Raw genomic sequence first — 22,100 nt, forward strand, 5'->3', positions numbered from 1 at the left:
GAACCTCGATTTATTCGAGGTTCTTTTTCATTTTAAAGTAGCTAAACAATCTGAAAGAAAATCTTCCAACTCTCTATAGCTAACTAGTTGAATAAATTGACTACGCCATTGTTGAATATGCTCAACTAACTTAGAATCTTGTAAGATATGCTCTTCACCTATCACGGGTCTTACTAGCAGATCCTCAACTAAGTTTATTTGTGAACTATTTAAACTTATAGGAGTTTGAATTCTTTCACTCTCTAGATTATTGTAAGACTTAGCTGTGTAGATACTTGGAAAAATATTTTCAAGGTACCAAATAAAGTGTTTTCTTGCAATTTTTACCCCAATTTGCTCAGGGTAATAATTAGCTATGTCTAAAATATGATCCGAAGCTAAAGAAAATTTTTCAAATATATCTGGCTCAATATACTTAGATCTTTCGCTTATACTTGCTAACTTGGCAATTAACCAAGGATTTCCTTGACTAGCTCGTCCAATCATGTAAGCGTCAGCTTTTGTTATATCAGAGACATACAAATATTTTTCAACGCTGTCTATATCACCATTAGCAATTACAGGTATTTCTAGCGCTTCTTTTACGCGCGCAATAGTTTCATACTCTGCCTGACCTCGAAACAAGTCCTCTCTTGTTCTCCCATGAATAGTTATAGCCTTAATTCCTAAGTCTTGAGCCATTAAAGCAATATCTAAAGCATTTTTATTTTGCTTATCAACGCCTGTACGCATTTTAAGTGTCACTGGAACATCGCCAGCAGCTTCAATTACAGATTTTAATATTTCTTTGACTAAAGGAACATCAGCCATTAAGGCACTACCAGCTGCTTTTTTAACTACTTTTTTAGCAGGGCATCCCATATTAATATCTATTACTTCAGCTAAGTTCTGCTTAACTATAATTTTAGTTAAAGAAGCCATATCTTCAGGAGTATGCCCAAGAATTTGTATTCCACGAGGTACACCAAGGTTATTATCCTTTATCTCTTGGATCTGCAAATGCTCTGCACTCTTCCCTTGAGCTAAAAACTGGTTGTTGGCTAAAACCATTTCTGATACTGCATAACCAACCCCATGTTTTAAATGAATGTTTCTATAAGGAGCATCAGTGATACCAGCCATTGGAGCTAAAACTATATTGTTCTTGAATTGATGTTTATCAATCTTAAAACCATGAGACATCTACTTCTTTCTACCTGTAACTCTAATCCACTCTTCATCATGAAGAACATCAAGAATTTCAAAAGTTGGAGAGTAAGCTGAAACAATATCCTGCTCTTTAATATCTAAAATTCCTGATAAAGCTAAATCGCCATTTTGCTTCGTAAGGCTAGATAATGTTGGCGCTAATTCAACCAACGGACCTGCCAAAATATTGGCTAAAGTTATATCAGCAGTAACATTTTCTTTAGCAAAATCGTCTACTAAATAAGTTTTGATTTTTCCAAGTACTTGGTTATTTTCAGCATTAGAAATAGTTGCTTCAATAGCCTGTGGATCAATATCAACACAGTATGCCATTTTTGCACCTAGCTTTACAGCTGCAATTGCTAAAATACCTGAACCACAACCATAGTCAATTATAACTTTATCCTGTAGTTCACCTTTTAATGCTAAATGGTCAAGATATTGTAGACACATGCGAGTCGTAGGATGAGTACCTGTACCAAAAGCTAAACCAGGATCTAAATCAACAACAACGGCATCTTCAGCCTCTACAGTTTGATTTGAAGGACAGATCCATAATCTTTCCCCAAACTGCATAGGATGAAATTGATCCATCCATGCTCTTACCCAATCCTGATCTTCAATATCTTCAATTAGGTAATCTAACTCTTCAACTTTTAAGAATTTTTTTAAACGATTTACTATATCTTGAGCATCAACTTCTGGTTCAAATAGAGAGATCACATTCGTGTTTGGCCATAACTCAATTTTATTAAGCTCAGGTTCAAATACAGGATCATCCTGGTTATCCATAAAGGTAGTGGAAATAGAGCCTAGACCATCTAATAAGCCACCCACTTTTTCAGCGTACTTATCATTTTGGTTATGAAGTTTAATTGTTATTTGTTTCCAAGGCATATAAACTTAATTTTTGTTTTTTGTAAAAAAATGTACGATTATTACGGCAACTAGTGAAAAGGTTAAGGAAGGTACTATCTGGTGTAAACCATATAAGCTATATTTAGTAAAAGTTAAAATTGCATAAGTGGATACACCTACTATTACGCTAGCAATAGCAGAGTACTTATTAACCGATTTAACAAAAAGCCCTAACACTATAGGCCATAAAAATGTTGCTTGTAATCCACCAAAGGATAGTAAATTTAACCAAATTAAAATATTTGGCGGATCCATACTAAAAATCAATGAGATGATTATAATCAGTAGTGTTGTTGTTCTAACTATATATCTAGTACGATTTTGTGTCTTAGCATAATCAATTTCTTTTAGCTCACTCGTAGGAAAATAGCGCTCCTTATTATTTAAATAAAGATCATTTACCACTGTAGAAGTACATTGAATTAGCATACTATCTATTGTTGATAAAATTGCTGCCATTGGAGCTATAAGAAAGATTGAAGCTAAAATAGGATTCATTACTGTTGTAATTAACTTAGGTACAACTAGATCAGGACTTGCAATACTTTCTCTCGCAAAAATTGCATTAGCAAAAAAACCTGATAAGTGCATAGTCATTAAAATAACATATAGCACTATAGTAGCTATTAAAATTGCCTTTAAACGCTCTTTAGACTTTTGGCTAGCCATTGTACGTATTATAGTCTGTGGTAAGCCTAAAATACCAAAACACACAAGCACCCAAAAACTAAAGAACAATTGAGGAGTAATAATACCATTAAATGGATCTAACAATTCAGCTTTATTAGCTTTTATTGTCTCTATTCCTGCTTCAAACCCACCAACATATTCTAAAGTAAAGAATATAAGTAAGATTGATCCTAGGAACATTATACTTCCTTGCAAAATATCCGAATAACTTAATGTTTTAAAGTTACCAAAGAAAGTGTATAAAGCAATTACCCCTACAAAGACAAATAGCCCTACCTTATAGTCAATATCCAGAGTACCCTCGAGTAAACGAGCTGCACCAATAAACTGTACTACAATACTTGCAACAAAGCAAACTACTAAAATTATACTAGTTAAATTTACTAAGAAAGGACTATTATATCTTGCTAAAAGAATGTCATTTACCGTAGAGCAATCATATTCAGTTGCCAATTTATTAATACGTTGTCCTAAGAGAGTAAAGACAAACCACATAGTTGGTACTTGGATAAGGGCGATAACAACCCATCCTAGACCATAGTAAAATGCAGTCCCAGGACCACCAATAAATGATGAAGCGGAAGCATAAGTACTAGCAGCTCCCATAGCTAAAGCTATGGCACTCAAGTTGCGGTCGGATACAGAGTAATTCTTTATAAAACTTACTTTTTTTCCTTTTAAATTTTTTATATCCTTAAATTTTATAAAGAGATTAAAACTTACAAGTGCAATTATGTAAATTATTATCGGAGTTAAGAGGTAGAATTGGCTCATTTATTTAAACAGATAAAAAAGGTACAGGATAAACAATATTGGTAAATAAAAACCAATAATTTCAAAATATAATGGAAATGGACTTATAAGACCTTGACTATCTTTAAAGCATGCAAGACTTATAACCCAAATCGTAATGTATAAAGTTAAAGGAATAACTAGTTTTTTAAGCATTTTCTAAATACTCCTTTATCTTTTTTATTACCTCTTCACTTAACCATACATCAGAATAGGTTTGAAAATTTTCTTTATTTGTTAGTAGGTGTCTAACTGATGTTGAAGAAATATGTGCTAGCTCAGGTTTTGAAACTAAATAAACTATTTCAAAATCTTTGCTAGTGTAAGATTTCTTAGCTAAACTTTTATTAATAGTTTCTTGGGTTTTTTCGTATTCTAGATCTTGAGAATTGCGAATACCTCTAATAATAAAATCAGCATTGTAAGCTTCCATCTCATCAACTAGCAACTTAGTTGATCCAGAAATTGTTGTCTTACATTCTAAATTTAACTTACCTACAGCTAGTCTTACTAACTCAAGTCTTTGTTCAAAACTGAATGTATAACTTTTACCAAAATTATTCATTACCAATATTACTAGGTGGTCACATAGTCCTGCTGACCTTTTAATAAGATCTAAGTGTCCTAAAGTAATAGGATCAAAGCTCGCAGGTAAGATAGCTATCTTTGTGGTCATTTAGATTACTCCTAAGATTTTCAAGTGATTAATTAAAGCATTTTGCTGTGATAAAAAATATTTGTATGCTAAATACTCTTTACCTAAGTAAGTATATTCTAAAGATAAAGATTTTAGATCTGTATTTTCATCAATATAAATCAGTTTATCATTTAGCTTTTGGCGCTCACTTAAGTATGATTTCAAATAAACTTCTAGGGTTGATTTTACTGTTTCTGTATCCTTAATTAAATTAAGAGCATTTAAATTTATCAACTCCTCAACAACAGCTTGCTGGTTTTTAAAATTAGGTCCAACTATAACACTATTTAAATAAGAAATTGGGGCTATAACGTCATGACCACCTATTTTATTAAAGGTTCCTCCAACTACAGTTATATCTGCTAACTGGTAAAGGTTGTTTAGGTCACCTATAGTGTCAACTAGTAAAACATTTTGTGGATGATTAAAACCTAAGAGCTCCTCAAGATTTAACCATAAATTACCTAATTTATTATTTAAGTGATTTAGATGATCTATGTCTTTATCTTGACCATCAATTTGCGCGTATACCTGATCAATTAATTTATAAAATCTTTCTTTTAAAGTTGAAAAATATGTAACTACAAATCCATTATCTTGGCAGTATTCCGCAACTTTAGCAAAATTTTCAGGGTGTCTTGGCGCAATAATAAAATTTGTAAGATCTGAAGAATGAAGTATTAACTTTACTTCATCAGGATATGTAGAAGACACTAGTAAGTTCACTTTACCTTGTTGTCTAAATTTTTTATAAAGTAAGTGGAACAATTGGTCTTCAACACGATAATTAGCTCGATTAAATTTAAGATTATTACCAATGTATAACTTAGATTTGTCTGCTTTAGCATGGAAATAACAAGTTTCGTTTTTAGATCCAGCATTATCCAGATAACTATATGTTACTTTATTAACCTCTAGATTTGTAGAGATCTGACTCTTACCCTCTAGAACAGCTGAATAAAGTAAGGCATTTAAGTAATTTTGGCAAACTATCTTATCAAACTTATCTATACTTTTTCTTAAAAGTCCTTTAGAGTTTTTTGCAAGATTCTTTTCTGATATTCTTGCATTAACTAAATATAAAGAATTATGCTCTTTTAATTTTTTAATTAGTAGTGGCCAAATTTCAGTCTCTACAAAGATAGAAAGACTTGGATTAAAATCCTGAATAAATTTATTTATAGTTTTTTCATACTCAAGTGGAGTATAAACTACTTCTAAGGAAATTAGATTAAGCTGATCTTTTAACTTGCTCGCAGCTTGCCTTCCTGTTGGAGTATTAGTCGTAATAATTATTGGTCGATTAAACTTCTCTTTTAATAAGTTTTTAGCTTTTAAGTTATCTAGAGCTAAAACAAAAGAACTTATTAAATTTACTTCTCCCAATGAAGCAGCATGTATATGAATACTCCCTTCTGCTTGACACTTTAAAATAAAGCTCTGCAATTGTGTGTCATATACTCCAGCAAATCTTTCTTCAAGATGCTCTGTGTATCTTTTATCCTTTTTGCCACGACGTTTAAAATAGTATTTAACTAATGGAGTAATTAATTTCCAAAAAGATTTATAAAGTAAATAGCTATTCACCATTACCTCACATTTACAATTATAACGAAAAAAGAGGAGACTTTAAGGTCTCCTCTTTTTTCTCTGAACTAAAATTATTTGATTTTAGCTTCTTTGAATAAAACGTGTTTACGTACTTTAGGGTCATATTTAGTTAATTCTAATTTCCCTGGAGTATTACGTTTATTTTTTACTGTAGTATAGAAGTAACCAGTATCAGCTGTTGATACTAATTTTACTTTCTCTGTAGCGCCTTTACTAGCCATGATGATAACACCTTATTGAATGAAAAAGTTACTAAAATTATTAGATTTTTTCGCCTTTAGCACGTAGCTCAGCTAAAACAACTTCGATACCTTTTTTATCGATAGTACGTAAACCTTTAGTTGAAACGCGTAAAGTTACGTAACGTTGTTCACTTTCAACCCAAAAACGGTGAGATTGTAAGTTAGGTAAAAAACGACGACGAGTTGCGTTTAATGCGTGAGAACGGTTGTTACCAACTGCAGGACGTTTACCAGTTACTTGGCATACTCTTGACATGGTTGTTAAACTCCAATATATGTATATTTCAATTGTAACTGAATACAATTGCCAATGATAGCTTTTTCTGATTCGCTGCTCATCATGACTAAGAACTGAATCTTCGGTTTAATTAAATAATGTATTTCATTATATAATTAAAAATTTTAGCTACCAAATGTTTGAATTAAAAATTAATATAGAAATCTATAAAAAAGTTTGCTATACGATCTTAATTAAAAATAAACTTTAAACTATTTTTAATTACTAAAGCTTAAGTAAAACTAGCTTTACCGATCTAAAAACTTAATAACACGAAAAAATTATAGCAAAACTAAAACAAAAAAGCAAATTATTTTGCTTGTTTTAATCGTCCTCTTGCTTGTGACAACTAGCTAGAAAACTACTATAATATACTAGTTCAAAAGAAATTTTATATTGTTCGTAATATGCAAAAGAAGAAATTATTAATTGGTATTAGCGGAAGCATTGCCGCTTATAAAACAGTATTCCTTATTCGTGAAGCTGTTAAGCTAGGTTACGATGTAAAAGTTATGGTTACTCAATCTGCTTTACAGTTTGTAACTCAACTAACTTTACAATCTCTTTCCCAAAACAAAGTATATACTCAACTCTTTGATTTAGAAGCAGAGTTATCTATGGGACATATTGAATTAGCAAAATGGGCTGACCTGATTTTAATAGCTCCAGCCACAGCTAATACAATTGAAAAATTAGCACGTGGGTCTGCTGATGATTTATTATCAACAGTTGCTTTAGCTAAACCAAGTAAAACCCCTCTTCTCATTGCTCCCGCGATGAATGCTGAAATGTTTAGCAAGCCACAAACGCAAAAAAATCTAACTAGCCTAAAAGAGTTTGGCGCTAAAATCCTTGATACAGATCACGGTGCACAAGCTTGCGGTGATATTGGCTTAGGAAGAATGCTTGAGCCTGAGGTGCTACTAGAGTTAATTAGTAAGGAACTTGGTGGAACTCAGAGCAAACCTGTAGGTTTTACTCAACCACGTGAAAAATTTATTGCTGACCATGTAGACAATTCATTTATTGATGTTCCTGCATTAAAATCTAAACCTAAAGAAACTATTACTTTAAATGAATCTTTTGAACATGAAGAAGAATTTAACAAGTATGTAGAAAATTTTAAGGGTAAACATGTTTTAGTAACTGCAGGACCTACCAGAGAGATGATTGATCCTGTAAGATATATTACTAATCACTCTTCTGGGAAAATGGGAGTATATATTGCCTTACTTGCCCAAAAACTCGGTGCAAAAGTAACATTAATTTGCGGTCCGATATCTGTTGAGGTTCCAGAGGGAATTCGCACTATTAAAGTTGAATCTGCTGAGCAAATGAATAATGCAGTGCAAGAATCCTTAATAAATGTAGATGTCTTTGTTGGTTGTGCGGCTGTAGGTGACTTTAGAGCTAAAGAAATTAGTACAACTAAAATCAAAAAGGCAAATGATTTAGATGAATTAACTATTACATTAGTTAAAAATCCTGATATCCTTTTCAATGTTGCTAATTCTCAGCGTCGACCTAAATACGTAGTTGGTTTTGCTGCAGAAACCAATAATGTTGCAGAATATGCACGTGCCAAAATTTTATCAAAAGGTTGTGACTGCATCTGTGCAAATGATGTTTCTAAAGAAAATCAAGGTTGGAATTCTGATTTTAACCATGTTATTCTTTATAAAAAAGATGGCTCAATCATTGATTTAAGTTACGACTTAAAAGAAAAGATTGCTAAACTTTTAGTACTTGATATCGCTAAATCTCTTTACAACCTGGAACATAATTAAGCTATGACAAATAAATTAGATGTAAAATTTAAAATTCTTGACCATAACTTTTTTACAAAATTTGGTTTACCAAGCTATGGCTCTACAGGTTCTGCAGGTTTAGATTTAAGAGCTAACTTAAAGGGAAAAGAATCTATTACTGTTCAACCAAATGAAACAGTATTAATTGATACAGGCTTAGCTATTTTCTTAGATAATCCAAATTATGCTGCATTTATTTATCCACGCAGTGGACAGGGGCATAAAAGAGGTATTGTCTTAGGAAACCTAGTTGGTGTTATTGATTCTGATTATCAAGGTGAATTAAAAATCTCACTTTGGAATCGCTCTGGCGAAGTGCAAGTTATTGAAAATGGAGAAAGAATTGCGCAGTTAGTTGTGCAATTAGTTACCCAAGTAAACTTAATCGAAGTTGAGGACTTTAGTGATACTGAAAGAGGTAGCTCTGGCTTTGGTTCAACTGGCGTAAATTAATTTATATAGGTCTCATTCCATGAGTATTAATAATTTATTCGGAGTGACATTCGAGCTTATGGTTAATTCCACTCTAATTAACTCTTTAAGTTCAACAAGTACAAAATTACCCAATAAAACTTTTATCGCTAAACAATTAAATTCTACGCCTAAAAAATTAGGTCTAACTAACTTTGAAGTGGAAGATTTGGTTGTTAAAGCTTTAGATAATTTTAATTTTGAGTGTAACAATCTATTTGAAAACATTTTACAAGAAAAAAATGATGATAGCCTTGATGACAAAGCTACGATATTTACTAGAGAAGTAATAAAAATCCTATTAAAGAAACCAAACCTAGCTCATATTCTTTCTTGTAATAATTGCTACTCAAAAGTTGAATTTTCCAACAAAGTTAATGATATTAATACTTCAATCTACTTTATTTATAAGAGAATATTTAACTCCTTAAATGATAAGTTTAGTTCAGCTTGTGCTCGTATTTATACAGACTTGCTAAATGGTATATTTCTAAATATCTCTCGAAATATAGCTAATGAAACTCATCAAGGATTAATTACAGAGATTGAAGCTGAAATTAATAATGAAATTAACTTGTTAAAAGTTTTAATGAAAAAACTTACATAAAAAAGGTCATGGTATAAAACCATGACCTTTGATTTTTTTCTCACAAATAAAAATTTATTACGCGTTATTTTACAAAAATATAATTATTATCAATGTTTAAAATGTACTGACCAACAAAGCCACCACGGCGCTTTTCAATTGATAGTACTACAATTTTTCCTGAACTATTGTACTTAACGAAAATTTTATCATTTTCACCTAGTCTTTCAATAGTTTTATTTACTGCAGCCATTGCGTAAATATCAGCACGGTTTTTTGCAAAAATAGTACCCGCAGTTTGACCTTTATTTACAGTAAAAGAGTGAGTTTCTAAATTTGCATAAATTTGATTTTCCGCTACTGCTGGAATTAAACTTCCTTGATTGTTATTAGTCGTAGGTGCAACTTCTGGAGTTTTTGGTTGTTCAGGAGTAACTACAGGAGTTTCAGGTTTTGTTTCAGCTGGAGCTGGAGCTAATTCTTCTTTAGTTTCTTGACTATCTACAGCAGTCTCTTGATTTTGATTACCTATTACAACAGTAGAGGTTTCATTTCTTGCTAGTAGGATAGAATCTTTATTACTTGTATCTCTAAATACAAATAAATAAAGAACCACACAAAGAATAATAATACCAACATAAATATATAATTTTGTATAAGAAGAGCGATCAATCACTCCTTTCATTTTTTCTTTCATAGTTATAACCTATTTAGTTGCACTGAGATAAAATTAAATAAGCTTAAATTTTAAATAATTGCTTAACTTTTTCTTCAATTTCTGAAACTTTAGATATGTCTATTGGTATTAGCATAACAGTATCGTCCCCTGCTACTGTACCCAATATCTCAAGCTCCTTAACTGTACTATCACAAATCTTAGCAATTATTTGCGCTCCAGCTGGTACTGTTTTTATTAAAACACATACTGCATTACTACGAATTGACATGACTAAAGTTTCAACTTTCGATTCTAATGTCAGTTTTCGATTTGAATTGTTAAGCTTATAAAACTTATCACCACGTAAATTCTCTACTTTAGTTATATTAGCTACAGCCAATAAACGTCTAAGTTTGTGAATAGAGATGTGAATTCCATCTTTCTCTATAGCTTTTAAGATATTAGTAGCTTTTGAAAAATTATTGTAATTAACTAAATCAATTAAATAATTAATAAAAGCTCTATTTTTTTCAAGTATCTTATTTACTGATGCGTCATTTTCAAAATCTACATCATCAAAATCTTGAATCATACCTATTTCGACATTTCCTCTAAATTACCAATATTAGACCTAACTTTTATAGGTTCTCCTACCCCAATTCCAGATACATCAAAACCAAGCTGTCCAGGGAAAATATTAATAGTAGTACTTCCCATAACGAAAGCACCCATTTGTTCCCCTTTCTTTATAATTATATTACTTTCTGAATAATCTTTTTCAATTATATGAACAGAGTGGTTAATTTCAAGACTATCTTCCCAAAATTGTAAGATTGATCCCGTAATAGTAGCGCCAACTAGAACTTGTACCATTAAGCCAAACTCTGTTTCAAAGTAACAAACTAAACGTTCATTTCTTGCGTACAGATTTGGAATATTGTTAAAAGCATTATCATTCACTGAATAAAGGTCACCTGGAATGAAAATAGCTTTTAATAATTTACCATCACAAGGCATATGCACCTTATGGTAATCTCTTGGAGAAAGGTAAACTGTTAAATAAGAACAATTATCAAATTGAGAAGCTTCTTCTTTAGAAATTGCAAGCAACTCTCTAACCGTAAAATCATGTCCTTTAGCTTGGATCATTGTTCCGTTATTAATGATTCCAAGCATAGCAACTTTGCCATCTGCAGGCGAAACAAATTGATCTTCACCTAAAGGTCTAGCTTCCTCTTGAATATCTCTGATAAAAAACTCATTAAAAGTTTTATAGTGATCAACATCAGGGTACTTAGCTTCATACATGTTGACTTTATTTAATTTAATAAAGCCCTTAATAGCCAAGCTTGTTAATTTACCACACTTTTTAGAAGCAAATTTCCCTACAATTTTAGTGATTATATGCCTAGGAGTGAGGTATTTATGAAGAAAAATTTTTAAATTCATATTCTTTATATTGATCAATATTCTGTAAAATTAGAGCAAAAGTTTTAATAAATTATTTTTATGATCATAATTATTTTATAAAAATTTGAAAATAATTGTGACATTAAAAAAATATTATATTAAACTATATATAGCTCCGTAAAATTAATAAAATACAACTGTATAATTATATACGTTTTTATAGATTTTTTCTATTGTATTTTTATTAATTTGCCGTTAATAAGTCGCATTATAATTAGTTTCTTTATATTTTTAATTAGAAATAAAGTTATGATTTTTAATAAAAAGAACTATGATGATGCCGTAATTGAAGGTCTTTACTTAACAATTTTAAGTAGAGTTAACTTCAATGTGTTCGACACTTTACCTTTTTATACTTTCTCATTCTATTTCCCTAACAATTATGAGTTAAGAGGTAAATTTACGTCGAAAATCGTTTATAACTATCAGCAATACCCAATATTGCAAGATAGAACAAAGCTTCTAGAGAACTCCACTACTCTTAATTACCTCCAACGTTCTAAAGATATCTTTCCTTTTGTAGGTAAACAAAAAGATTCAGTTCTCGTTACAGAGTACAGTTACTTTGATAATTTAAATCATATAATCCGCTGTCAATTACTCGGTGAATTAAATGATTTATCTCCTGAATTAGTCATCGGTAATGCTTTAACTCTAAAATTTGTTCATCACTTAAAAATTAGATCGAGAAGTAAAAACGACTATCGCAATCTAAATAACTCTATCAATTTAAGTGCATATATCTTTAGAAATTTTGAATACGCATTTAATATTAAACGCGATAGTGACTATGTATTTGATATAGCGTTAAAAGAAGAAAAATCCAGCATAAATTCTTCAAAATCTTCAAAATCTTCAAATTCTTTTGCTGACGATGCAGTTTTAGATTTGAATTTTTATTCTGTTACGAATGAGTTTATTTATCAACAAAAGGATAAAGAGCTTTCAGATGTTAATAAAGTTATAGAAGCTACTCATTTACTACATCTTCGTCATGCTTTAGGTGAGGATTACTGCAGTCAATCTGATTACCTAAAAGAAGCATTAGAAGATCCTAAGAATGTTTATGCTTATTACTATTTGAAGCATCTTAAATACAGCTTTTTATACCTTGTTATCGACGAATTAATTACCTCTGAAAATTTTGATTACACTAAATTTTCAGAAGAATATGATTCAGTATTTAATCAAAAATACTTGATGCCAGAGATAAAAACTAAGCATTTTGTACGCAACCCTAGAGCGTTAATGCTTAATAAATTATTTTCTACTCAAGAATTGATTGATCTGAATGGTGAAATAGTATGTAGTCAAGCTAAAAATATTTTTTGTAACTTTAGCCTAATAGAAAATAATCAAATAAAAACTAAAATGGCTATGGTTGTTAATCGCAACGGGATTATTGAAGCGATTGACAAAGAGGAAAAATTACTTAGCTTACTTACAAGCATTGAGCCTGATTATTCTAAAATTATTCGCAGAAAAAAATATTTCAACAAGCATCGTAAAATTAAAATTGGCAAAAATAGTATTATTATTGATTTAAATAATAATTTTATTACTGCGGGATTTGTTAATCCAAATCTCAAATCAGTTGCTAATATTGATTTTTCACATGCTCCAAGCTTAAGTGAAACTAAACATGCTATAAGGGAATGTTTTAAACAAGGATATACAAGTTTAAGATTCACAAATGACAATAGTTTATCTTATGCTTCTACCTCTTGGTTAAAGGACATAAATAAACTAAGAAAAAGCATACCCCACATTATTCTTGGTGTAAATGGTAACAATATAGGCGGAGTTGATTTTTACGGAGAAATTTATCAAAAATCCCATGGAGTTAATTTTAACCAAAACCTCTTTTTCCTAGATCAACTAGAAAAATGTGGAAATACAGCTTGTATCATTCATCAACATACTGATTTAAATGTTTTAAATTTATTCCTATCTGATTACTATAAACGTAAAAGCGTTAAGTTATTTAATAAGGAATTTACCTTTGAACAATTAGGTCAAAAGTTTAGAAATCTTACAAGTGATCCTTTACCAACCGAATATCGAATTTTGTCAGACTATAACTCAAGTTATAAAAGAATGTATCATGATATTTTTTGTGATGACTACTATGACGAAGATTATTTTGATATTTCCGATGACATACGTGATGATGAATTCGTTGATAGTGGATATTTTGGTACTTTTAGCTCTCATCCAGCAGTAACCGAACTAATGTATTCTCGATATAATTTTTACCCCATCAGTAATACATTAGGGATAGTTAACAAATTAATCCGTCAAAATAACCAAGCAAGTAAAAATTCAAATTTATTTGCAAGTTCATCTAATGGTAGCAGTTCTCCTATACCTCTATTGAGAAACTCGCGTCTAGCCATTAGCGCAGATTTAAAATACTTTGATTCCAGTTGTTCAATACAGTGGTTAAAAAGTTGTGATATTGCTTATAACCTCCAAACTACTAATCTACCCTATATAGATCGAGATACTTATTATTCATTTAGTGATGATGAATTAACTAATGTTAAAACACTCTCCAATAAGTGTTTCTTGAACTTCGAACGCCTTAGTGGTCAAGATTTTCAACCTAAGAAGCTACTTGATGAAGAATTAGTTGAGCAACTTTATCGCTCAAACTACAATAATTCACAAGGTATAAGCTACTATTTAGTTAATTCAAACATGGCTGAACACTTTGAATATTTAGGTAATCGAATTCGTACAATCCGTAAGTATAAACATGACCTTGATTTTTATTTAGATTTTAATATCCAAAATAATAATCTACCAACTGTGAATGTATTGGAATACCTTAAAGGTTTAAATCTTCCAACTCTAAATTTATTACAACACCTAAATAAAATTCCAGCACAAGCTCTTGATATTGATAGAGCAATAGGAACTCTAGAAGTAAATAAACTAGCTAATTTTATTATCCTTAATAGAAAGCTAGATAGAATAAACGAAACATGGATTAATGGAATCTGTGTTAATTGTAACCCGATATAGCAATATCGGGTTTTTTCTTTACTTAAAATAATTAATTCTAATATTGAGAGAATATTTCGAAATTAATAAAAAAATTACTATGAAAAAGATTATTTTTAATAATTTAATAATAATTTTATATTAATAAAAATCAACATTATAAAAACTTTTTTTAAAAAAAGTATTGACTTTATCTTTTCAAAAGGGCATAATAAGCAGGTACCGATGAGGAAGAGAAGAAAAAACTAAAAACTTTTACTCATACTTACTCATAAAGGTATACAGATTTTATTGGCTATGTAGCTCAGCTGGTTAGAGCACAACACTCATAATGTTGGGGTCACAGGTTCGAATCCCGTCATAGCCACCATTATTTTGCGGGAATGGCGAAATTGGTAGACGCACCAGATTTAGGTTCTGGCGCCGAGAGGTGTAGGAGTTCAAGTCTCCTTTCCCGCACCATTTTTTAGTTGGGGTATCGCCAAGCGGTAAGGCAACGGGTTTTGATCCCGTCATCCCTAGGTTCGAATCCTAGTACCCCAGCCATTTTTTTGTGCGGGAATGGCGAAATTGGTAGACGCACCAGATTTAGGTTCTGGCGCCGAGAGGTGTAGGAGTTCAAGTCTCCTTTCCCGCACCACTTTATTGTTGGGGTATCGCCAAGCGGTAAGGCAACGGGTTTTGATCCCGTCATCCCTAGGTTCGAATCCTAGTACCCCAGCCATTTATTTACAGACTTATATGAGAGATCATATAAGTCCTTTTTGTATATTTAAAATATGAATAATTTTGAATTAGAAAGAATTATTAACCAATTACTAGAAAGTAGCAAATACTCTGATTACACTGTTAACGGATTACAAGTACAAGGTAAAGATAAGATCCAAAAAATTGTTACAGGAGTAACCGCTAGTCAAGAATTAATTGATTTTGCAATCTCTGTAAATGCCGATGCTATTTTGGTGCATCACGGTTATTTCTGGAAAGGATCTGATCCAAGATTAACAGGTTATCATTACCAACGTATCGCTAAACTAATTAAACATGATATAAATCTTTTTGCTTATCATTTACCTTTAGATTTTAATTTAGAATTAGGTAATAATGTTGAACTTGCAAAAATGTTTAATTTAACAAATTACTCTTATTCTCAAGATTCTAAAGAAATTTTAATATGTAAAACTGAAGAGTTAGATGTCAATGAATTTGTTAATCTAGTTGAAGCAAAACTTGGTAAAAAAATTCTTCATATAGGTAAAAACGCTAAAGACAAAATTAATACCATCGGAATCTGTTCTGGAGGTGGTCAAGGATTTATTGATCAAGCTTATGCTTTAGGTTGTGACCTATATATGTCTGGAGAGATCTCGGAGTACACTACTCACTCTGCAGTAGAACAAGGTATTCACTATATAGCTATGGGACACCATGATAGTGAAAGATATGGGATTAAACGCCTTGGAGAATTACTTGCAGAAAAATACAATTTTGAAGTAATATTTACAGATTGTCCAAATCCAGCATAAAAAAAAAAGAGCCTACTATAGGCTCTTTTTTTAATGTGGAAAGTGTTGGTAATCTATAAAACCATGATGTTTGAGTCCTGAAAACTCCTCTTCAGTTAAAGCTTTAGTACTTAACAAATGTTTATCTAATACAGCAGAATGTTCTTCGTGCTTTATTTGCTTTAAATATTCCACAAATTCTTTTCGTTGTGCTTCTATTTCTTTACTTTTGAAAAAACCATAAAGAACCCCTATGCGTCTAGCAATAGCATAGCAAGTATCTATTAAAAGAATATTAGGAAATAACTCTTGAATTTCATCTTTAATCAGAGGAAAATGTGTACAAGCTAAAACAATGACTCCTAGATTTAGATCATTATTATTCAACCAAGGAGCTAGAATTTTACTTAGGTCTTTATTGGTTGGCTTATTACGAATTTTAGCTTCAACATACTCAACCAAATCAGTTGTTCCTAGTAAAGATACATTTTGACCAATAGGTTTTGTGTAAAATTCAATCAGCTTAAGTACATATGGACGAGCTATAGTTGCTTTAGTTGCAAGTAAACCAACTGATTTTTCAGTTTTACCTTGTTTTACTAAAAACTCTACAGCTGGTTTTAAAGCTGGTACGACGCCAATAACAGGCACTTTAACAACTTCTCTGAGTTGATCAAGAATAAGAGTTGAAGCCGTATTACAAGCAATAACAACTAGATCTATTTTTAATTCTTTAATTGCACGAGATATTAGAGGTACAAGCTTTTCAATTAGTACACTATCAGGTTTCTCTGAGTAAGGAAACAACTCATTGTCAAATAAATAATAATATTCAAAGAAGTCAAAGTAGATGTTTTCTACTGACTTTAGATGAGAAAGACCACCTACTCCAGAATCAAAAAACAATATTTTTGCCTTTGTCATACTTACTCCCTATGATAAGGGTGATTATTATTTAAACTCCAAGCGCGATATAGTGCTTCAGCTACAACTACTCGAACTAAAGGGTGTGGCATGGTTAAGTTAGAAATAGACCATGACTCATGTGCTGCTTGCTTAACTTCATCACTAAGCCCTTCAGGACCACCGATAAGCAGATATACATCTCTACCATCATTTTGCCACTTGTTTAACCTTTTAGCTAATTGATGAGTATCGTACGGCTTACCTGGAATATCTAAGGTAACTATATAACCTCTACCACATACTTTAAGGAGCTCTTTTCCTTCTTCAATAGTTATACGGTTAATATCAGCACTTTTTCCACGCTTTTTATTGCTGATCTCAATTAATTCTAGTGGAAGATCTCTTGGGAATCTACGTTGATATTCTTTAAAACCAGTTGTTACCCAATCAGGCATTGATGTCCCAACAGCTACTAAAAATATTTTCATATAAAAATTTACGTATTAAAAAAGTCTTGAGATAGTCCCAAGACTTTTCTTATATTTTTATGACCAAAGCTTTTCTAGTTCATAAGATTTGCGTGCATGATCTTGCATAATATGTACCATTACAGTACCAAAATCTACAACAATCCATTCACCAGTATTTTTTCCTTCAGAACCGTAATTTTCAATCCCTAATTTCTTCATCTCATCAATTAAGTGATCTGCTAATGCACCACAGTGTCTATCTGAAGTACCTGTTACAATTATCATGGTATCAGTAATAGACGATTTTGTAGTTACATCAATTTCGCATGGTTCTTGAGCTTTAAGATCATCTAACTTATCTAAAATTACAGCACAAATTTCTTCTTGTGTTTTTTTCATTAATATAACCTTAAATTTATTCCGTATTTAATTTAGTTAAACTGTGTACGGATTAAGACCATGACATTATACCACAGTTAAATATGAGAAAAAGATGAATTAATTAGAAAAAAATTCTATAATATTCAGATTATTCAGATCATATAAAATAAATGACTTTTTCATTATGAGCTTTTTCTCTTTCACTTTTATTCTGTTTTTATTTATTGTTATTTCTATCTACTGGTCAGTATCTTATAAAACAAATGCTAATACTGCCAAGTTACAAAATATAGTTATAACTTTAGCAAGTTTATTCTTTGTTGGTTTTATTCATCCATACTTCTCTATAGTACTCTTAGCTTATGCCATCTTTATCCACTTAAGTCAAAGAGCCATTGATAAGGTTATAAACCAGCGACAAGATAAAAACTTGAACTTAATTAAGAATAGAGCTCAACATAACTTCTCAGTTCTTTCTTTAAAGTACTTTAAACAAAAGAGTGACATTGAAGAGCTTGAATTAACCTTAACTAATAACTCTACAGCACAGTTAACTCTAACAGAGCTTAAACTCGTAGACTCTATATTTTCTTCTCCTTTATCTAGAGTGCAAAATGACTTAGAAAAGACTTTAAAAAATATTGAAGGAAATGAGGTAGCTAATACTACACGTTTATTAAGTTACAAAGTAGCTGATTATTATCTAACAATTGATGAGTTATTAGAAAAAGTAAAAATTGAAGAAATTAATGATCGAGATCTAATCTACCTTAATGATAATTTTAATTTCCTTAACTCATTGTTGAAAAATTACAATTTAATTGAGAAAGATGAACTAGAAAAGAATTACAAAGAAAGCGCTAAAAAAGATTACTCACAAGCAGTACCAGGTTTTAACTTTAGCCTTCTTATAGTTGCGAGTTTACTTCCTCTAATTTACTTTAAATACTATGACTTTATTTACGTTAACTTTGTTAATTTTTTAACTAGTCTAGGTTTTACAAATTTAGGAGAGATCTCTAGCGTTATTCCTGTTCTTGGAATTTCTTACTATACATTTAACAGTATTTCATTGCTAATTTCAGTTAAACGTGGGGAAATTAAAAGCCCTTCACTCTTAACAAGTTTAACTTTTGTTACTTATTTCCCTACAATAGTAGCGGGACCAATTAACCGAGCAACAACATTAATTCCTCAAATTACTAAAGCTCGCTGTCCACAACCAATTAATAAAATTTTCTTTTATTTAACTCTTGGTATTAGTAAAAAGTGGTTACTAGCAACTAGTTTATCCATGTACTTTGTGCAACCTGTTTTTGGAGCTCCGGATAACTATAATAGCTGGGAATTAATCTTAGCTACCTATGCTTACGCTTTCCAACTATACTTTGACTTTAGTGGATATACAGATTTAATGTTCGCTCTAGGCTTATGCTTCGGTATTACTCATCCTATAAACTTTAGAAACCCATATATCTCTTTAAATATTAAAGATTTCTGGACAAGATGGCATATCTCTCTAAGTTCATGGATTCGTGACTATATCTATATACCTTTAGGTGGAAATCGTCATGGTTTTCTCTTAGCACAATGTTACACTGTAATAGCTATGCTACTCTCTGGTATTTGGCATGGCTCTACTTTAAACTTTGCTTTATGGGGCTTACTACATACCTTAGGGATAATTGGTTTAAATATCTTACATAAAGTTAGTAGCTTTAGAATTTCGGATTACAGCAAGTTTATCTCGCGTTTTTTAACATTCAATTATGTATGTTTAACTTGGATATTCTTTAACTCTACTGATTTTGATGCAGCGATAAACTTCTTAGAAGCTACTTTTAGCAATTTTTCATTACCTATTCATGAACCTTTAGCAATTATTAGTTTAGTGCTAATTTTCATTTACTGGATGTTACTACCTCAAGTTGAAAAATTAATTAATAAACTATTAACTGTAAGTCAGGAGATATCATCTAAATACTGTATTGCTATATGCATCCTTGTTTTATGGATAGTTATTAATTTATCACCTTCAGGTGTTCCTCCATTCATTTATGCTAATTTCTAGAAAACACTAAAATGAAACGACTTCTTATTAGTTTTATCTCTTGCATAATCATTTTGTTCTGGCTTTTTCAGGGATCAATAAATAATTACTGGATAGCTAACTATAGCTCACCTTCTCCATTGACTAAACTAGAAAATTTTAGACTTTGGACTCTAGGTAAAGATATAAATGATAAAGTCTTAGACTTTAAAGAGTTTGCTTTTTCACAATATAATAATTTAGGAACTTTAGTTACTAGTAGCTTCAACAAAAATAGTGAAAATATTAGTGAAGATGTAAGCAAAGAGCAAGATGAAGCAACTAATTTAAAAACTGAAAACTCTAATACGCAAGATGACTTCAAAGAGCTAATTGAGCAACATAATTTGAATATCCCTAAAGTCTTGCCTGAAAATCAGTTTGCCGTAGGCTATACAGATATCTTTGCGGGAGATAAAGATTTTACAGAATTTGCATTCCCTGAAGAAGCTTTGCCTATCACTCTAAAACCAGGTGACAAAGTCCTCGTTGCAGGTGATTCCATGCAACAAGGAGTTGGAAGACATATCCGCTCTTACTTAAGTCATAACTATAAAATTCAATCTAAAGATTTATCTAAACAGTCTACTGGACTTTTAAACCCAAATAATTTAGATTGGAATAAAACCATTACTCAAGAATTAGCAAGTGATCAAAACTATAAACTTCTAATTATGCTTCTTGGAGCCAATGATAATTATGGACTATATGATCGTGTGACTAAGAAAGGTTATCCTTTTGGCAGTCTAGAATGGCGTGCTCATTACCTACAACGTATCATGTCTATTATGTATCAAGCTCATGAACATAATGTAAGAGTTATTTGGCTTACGGTACCAAACATTCGTAACCCAGAGCTAAACAACAAAATGCAAGTTGTTAATAGCTTATTTAGATCAGCGGCTAAACAATATGGAGTGTTACTTGTAGATACAAATGTTCCTTTACATCTTTCAGGTAACTCATACTCTCCTTCAATCTATTTAAACGATAAACTAGTAAAAACTCGTTCAGATGATGGTATTCACTTCACTCCTGCGGGTGAAAAACTAATAGCCAACTATGTATTGTCATATATTGAGTACATAAACAACCTTGAATAGAGATTGTCTAAAAATGCTTAATAAATTTTTCAAAATTTATTTAACTTCTATTACTGTATTTCTTTTCTCTTGTACTAATGATACCTCGGTTACCCAACCAAAAGATTATATTAGTAATGACAGTTATATAGTTGATTATTCAAATAATGATTTAAGAACTATTCAACTAAAGAATAAAATCAAGCAAGCAAAGAAAGAAGGCTTAACAATCGTGCAGCTGGGGGATTCACACACAGCTGCCGATGTTATGACTATGTATTTAAGAAATCGCTTGCGTACATACTTAGGAACAGGTTCTATAGGTTATATTGCTCCCATGAAAGTTCCAGGGCAGTATAATAGTTTAATCGGTTATAAAAGCACTAACGTATCATTAATTAATGCTCGTAATCATAAAGAGTATAACTATACTATTGGTGGTTTAGTTGCAAGCTTTAATTCGCGTGGTTCAATTGAATATAAAGCTATAAACGGTAACACAATACCTTTTTCAGAATTAAAAATCACTACACGCTGTACAGCACTAAAAGATTGTATTATGATCGTGAGTTCTGATGCAGGAACTGAAACCTTAAGTATTAGAGGAAATCAATGGGCAACCTATTCTGTATTTATTGAAGGGAACTTTAGAATTTCGGCTAATGCTAACTTAGAGCTCTCTGGTATGTACATTAATAATACAAATAAAGGTGTTACAGTTTCAGAATTAGGCTCTAACGGTGCCACTATCTATTACCTAGATACTTGGGGTAGTGATTGGACTAAACAACTAGCAGCGTTAAAACCAGATCTTGTTATTCTTGCTTTTGGGACAAATGAAAGTTATAATCAAAACTTTGATTCTAAGCAATATATTAAGGATTACAGCCAATTAATCAGTAGTATTAAAGCAAATACGCAAGCACAGGTAATGTTACTTTCAAATCCTGATACGCTTAATATTGCTATAAATAAAAATTTAGCTAATACACGTTGTAATAATTTACAACATGCTGGAGTTGATACAGTTTATTATGATCTAGTACGCATAGCGAGAAGCAACCAAGTCCTATTTTGGGACTGGCGTCAAGCTATGGGTGGTTCATGTTCAGCAATCAAACAACAAAACGCTCAAATTCTACGTAATGATGGCGTTCACTTTAGTGCTAATGGTTATAGATTATTTGGCTATCAACTTGCGCATGATATTATTAAACTTGGAGACAAATAGAAAAAGAGCTGTGATAATTATC

General features: G+C 31.3%; 21 protein-coding genes and 5 tRNA genes. 13 read left to right on the forward strand and 13 right to left on the reverse strand.

What is annotated here, in order from left to right; all coding sequences use genetic code 11:
- Positions 1–27: 27 nt before the first annotated feature.
- From dusB to rpmB, 7 genes are all read right to left on the reverse strand, one after another.
- The gene (gene dusB, locus CKF54_RS03455) at positions 28–1,182 is read right to left on the reverse strand and encodes a tRNA dihydrouridine synthase DusB (protein ID WP_119524892.1); all 1,155 of its coding nucleotides are present in this window, start codon (positions 1,180–1,182) and stop codon (positions 28–30) included.
- The gene (gene prmA / locus CKF54_RS03460) at positions 1,183–2,085 is read right to left on the reverse strand and encodes a 50S ribosomal protein L11 methyltransferase (RefSeq protein ID WP_119524893.1); all 903 of its coding nucleotides are present in this window, start codon (positions 2,083–2,085) and stop codon (positions 1,183–1,185) included.
- Positions 2,086–2,091: 6 nt separating this feature from the next.
- On the reverse strand, positions 2,092–3,570 hold the full coding sequence (gene panF / locus CKF54_RS03465; RefSeq protein ID WP_119524894.1) for a sodium/pantothenate symporter: 1,479 nt from the start codon (positions 3,568–3,570) through the stop codon (positions 2,092–2,094).
- Between the two features lie 166 nt (positions 3,571–3,736).
- Positions 3,737–4,264, reverse strand: coding sequence for a pantetheine-phosphate adenylyltransferase (coaD, locus tag CKF54_RS03470; RefSeq protein ID WP_119524895.1), 528 nt, complete (start codon positions 4,262–4,264; stop codon positions 3,737–3,739).
- Positions 4,265–5,875, reverse strand: a complete 1,611-nt coding sequence (locus CKF54_RS03475; RefSeq protein WP_119524896.1) for a 3-deoxy-D-manno-octulosonic acid transferase — start codon at positions 5,873–5,875, stop codon at positions 4,265–4,267. It abuts the gene before it with no gap.
- 71 nt (positions 5,876–5,946) lie between these two features.
- On the reverse strand, positions 5,947–6,117 hold the full coding sequence (gene rpmG / locus CKF54_RS03480; protein WP_119524897.1) for a 50S ribosomal protein L33: 171 nt from the start codon (positions 6,115–6,117) through the stop codon (positions 5,947–5,949).
- A 40-nt stretch (positions 6,118–6,157) separates the two neighbouring features.
- Complete coding sequence (rpmB, locus tag CKF54_RS03485) at positions 6,158–6,394, reverse strand: 50S ribosomal protein L28 (protein ID WP_119524898.1); 237 nt, start codon at positions 6,392–6,394, stop codon at positions 6,158–6,160.
- Positions 6,395–6,822: 428 nt separating this feature from the next.
- Here rpmB and coaBC point away from each other — a divergent pair, with 428 nt between their 5' ends.
- From coaBC to CKF54_RS03500, 3 genes are read left to right on the forward strand one after another with little or no spacing between them, the layout of a single operon-like run.
- Positions 6,823–8,202, forward strand: a complete 1,380-nt coding sequence (gene coaBC / locus CKF54_RS03490; protein ID WP_119524899.1) for a bifunctional phosphopantothenoylcysteine decarboxylase/phosphopantothenate--cysteine ligase CoaBC — start codon at positions 6,823–6,825, stop codon at positions 8,200–8,202.
- Positions 8,203–8,205: 3 nt separating this feature from the next.
- Positions 8,206–8,676, forward strand: a complete 471-nt coding sequence (gene dut / locus CKF54_RS03495; RefSeq protein ID WP_119524900.1) for a dUTP diphosphatase — start codon at positions 8,206–8,208, stop codon at positions 8,674–8,676.
- Between the two features lie 19 nt (positions 8,677–8,695).
- Positions 8,696–9,301: a hypothetical protein gene (locus CKF54_RS03500; protein WP_119524901.1), complete on the forward strand. Its 606-nt coding sequence runs from the start codon at positions 8,696–8,698 to the stop codon at positions 9,299–9,301.
- A gap of 64 nt (positions 9,302–9,365) precedes the next feature.
- Here the strand turns inward: CKF54_RS03500 and CKF54_RS03505 are convergent, their stop codons facing one another.
- Genes CKF54_RS03505 through asd form a run of 3 tightly spaced genes read right to left on the reverse strand, consistent with a single transcriptional unit; the run spans position 9,366 to position 11,387 of the window.
- Positions 9,366–9,977: a LysM-like peptidoglycan-binding domain-containing protein gene (locus CKF54_RS03505; RefSeq protein WP_119524902.1), complete on the reverse strand. Its 612-nt coding sequence runs from the start codon at positions 9,975–9,977 to the stop codon at positions 9,366–9,368.
- Between the two features lie 43 nt (positions 9,978–10,020).
- Positions 10,021–10,530: a hypothetical protein gene (locus CKF54_RS03510; RefSeq protein ID WP_119524903.1), complete on the reverse strand. Its 510-nt coding sequence runs from the start codon at positions 10,528–10,530 to the stop codon at positions 10,021–10,023.
- Between the two features lie 2 nt (positions 10,531–10,532).
- Complete coding sequence (gene asd / locus CKF54_RS03515; protein ID WP_119524904.1) at positions 10,533–11,387, reverse strand: archaetidylserine decarboxylase; 855 nt, start codon at positions 11,385–11,387, stop codon at positions 10,533–10,535.
- Positions 11,388–11,657: 270 nt separating this feature from the next.
- Between asd and CKF54_RS03520 the strand changes: the two genes are divergently transcribed.
- The 7 genes from CKF54_RS03520 to CKF54_RS03550 all read left to right on the forward strand — a co-directional run bounded on the left by CKF54_RS03520 (position 11,658) and on the right by CKF54_RS03550 (position 15,940).
- Positions 11,658–14,435: a hypothetical protein gene (locus CKF54_RS03520; RefSeq protein ID WP_119524905.1), complete on the forward strand. Its 2,778-nt coding sequence runs from the start codon at positions 11,658–11,660 to the stop codon at positions 14,433–14,435.
- A 272-nt stretch (positions 14,436–14,707) separates the two neighbouring features.
- Positions 14,708–14,784 (forward strand) — tRNA-Met (locus CKF54_RS03525).
- Between the two features lie 7 nt (positions 14,785–14,791).
- Positions 14,792–14,876 (forward strand) — tRNA-Leu (locus tag CKF54_RS03530).
- Positions 14,877–14,885: 9 nt separating this feature from the next.
- Positions 14,886–14,960, forward strand: a tRNA-Gln gene (locus CKF54_RS03535).
- A gap of 9 nt (positions 14,961–14,969) precedes the next feature.
- Positions 14,970–15,054, forward strand: a tRNA-Leu gene (locus CKF54_RS03540).
- A gap of 9 nt (positions 15,055–15,063) precedes the next feature.
- A tRNA-Gln gene (locus tag CKF54_RS03545) sits at positions 15,064–15,138 on the forward strand.
- Positions 15,139–15,193: 55 nt separating this feature from the next.
- Complete coding sequence (locus tag CKF54_RS03550) at positions 15,194–15,940, forward strand: Nif3-like dinuclear metal center hexameric protein (protein ID WP_119524906.1); 747 nt, start codon at positions 15,194–15,196, stop codon at positions 15,938–15,940.
- Positions 15,941–15,970: 30 nt separating this feature from the next.
- Here CKF54_RS03550 and murI read toward each other — a convergent pair whose 3' ends face one another.
- Genes murI through rsfS form a run of 3 tightly spaced genes read right to left on the reverse strand, consistent with a single transcriptional unit; the run spans position 15,971 to position 17,694 of the window.
- Entirely contained in the window at positions 15,971–16,843 is an 873-nt protein-coding gene (murI, locus tag CKF54_RS03555; RefSeq protein WP_119524907.1) for a glutamate racemase, read from the reverse strand.
- 2 nt (positions 16,844–16,845) lie between these two features.
- On the reverse strand, positions 16,846–17,313 hold the full coding sequence (gene rlmH / locus CKF54_RS03560; protein WP_119524908.1) for a 23S rRNA (pseudouridine(1915)-N(3))-methyltransferase RlmH: 468 nt from the start codon (positions 17,311–17,313) through the stop codon (positions 16,846–16,848).
- Between the two features lie 57 nt (positions 17,314–17,370).
- Positions 17,371–17,694, reverse strand: a complete 324-nt coding sequence (gene rsfS / locus CKF54_RS03565) for a ribosome silencing factor (RefSeq protein WP_119524909.1) — start codon at positions 17,692–17,694, stop codon at positions 17,371–17,373.
- A gap of 166 nt (positions 17,695–17,860) precedes the next feature.
- Between rsfS and CKF54_RS03570 the strand changes: the two genes are divergently transcribed.
- The 3 genes from CKF54_RS03570 to CKF54_RS03580 all read left to right on the forward strand — a co-directional run bounded on the left by CKF54_RS03570 (position 17,861) and on the right by CKF54_RS03580 (position 22,078).
- The gene (locus CKF54_RS03570; RefSeq protein ID WP_119524910.1) at positions 17,861–19,747 is read left to right on the forward strand and encodes an MBOAT family O-acyltransferase; all 1,887 of its coding nucleotides are present in this window, start codon (positions 17,861–17,863) and stop codon (positions 19,745–19,747) included.
- A 119-nt stretch (positions 19,748–19,866) separates the two neighbouring features.
- Positions 19,867–20,868, forward strand: a complete 1,002-nt coding sequence (locus CKF54_RS03575; protein ID WP_222987496.1) for a DUF459 domain-containing protein — start codon at positions 19,867–19,869, stop codon at positions 20,866–20,868.
- A 13-nt stretch (positions 20,869–20,881) separates the two neighbouring features.
- Entirely contained in the window at positions 20,882–22,078 is a 1,197-nt protein-coding gene (locus CKF54_RS03580) for a GDSL-type esterase/lipase family protein (protein ID WP_119524912.1), read from the forward strand.
- Positions 22,079–22,100: the final 22 nt, after the last annotated feature.

It is taken from the genome of Psittacicella hinzii (genome assembly GCF_003585885.1).
Classification (GTDB): Bacteria; Pseudomonadota; Gammaproteobacteria; order Enterobacterales; family Psittacicellaceae; genus Psittacicella.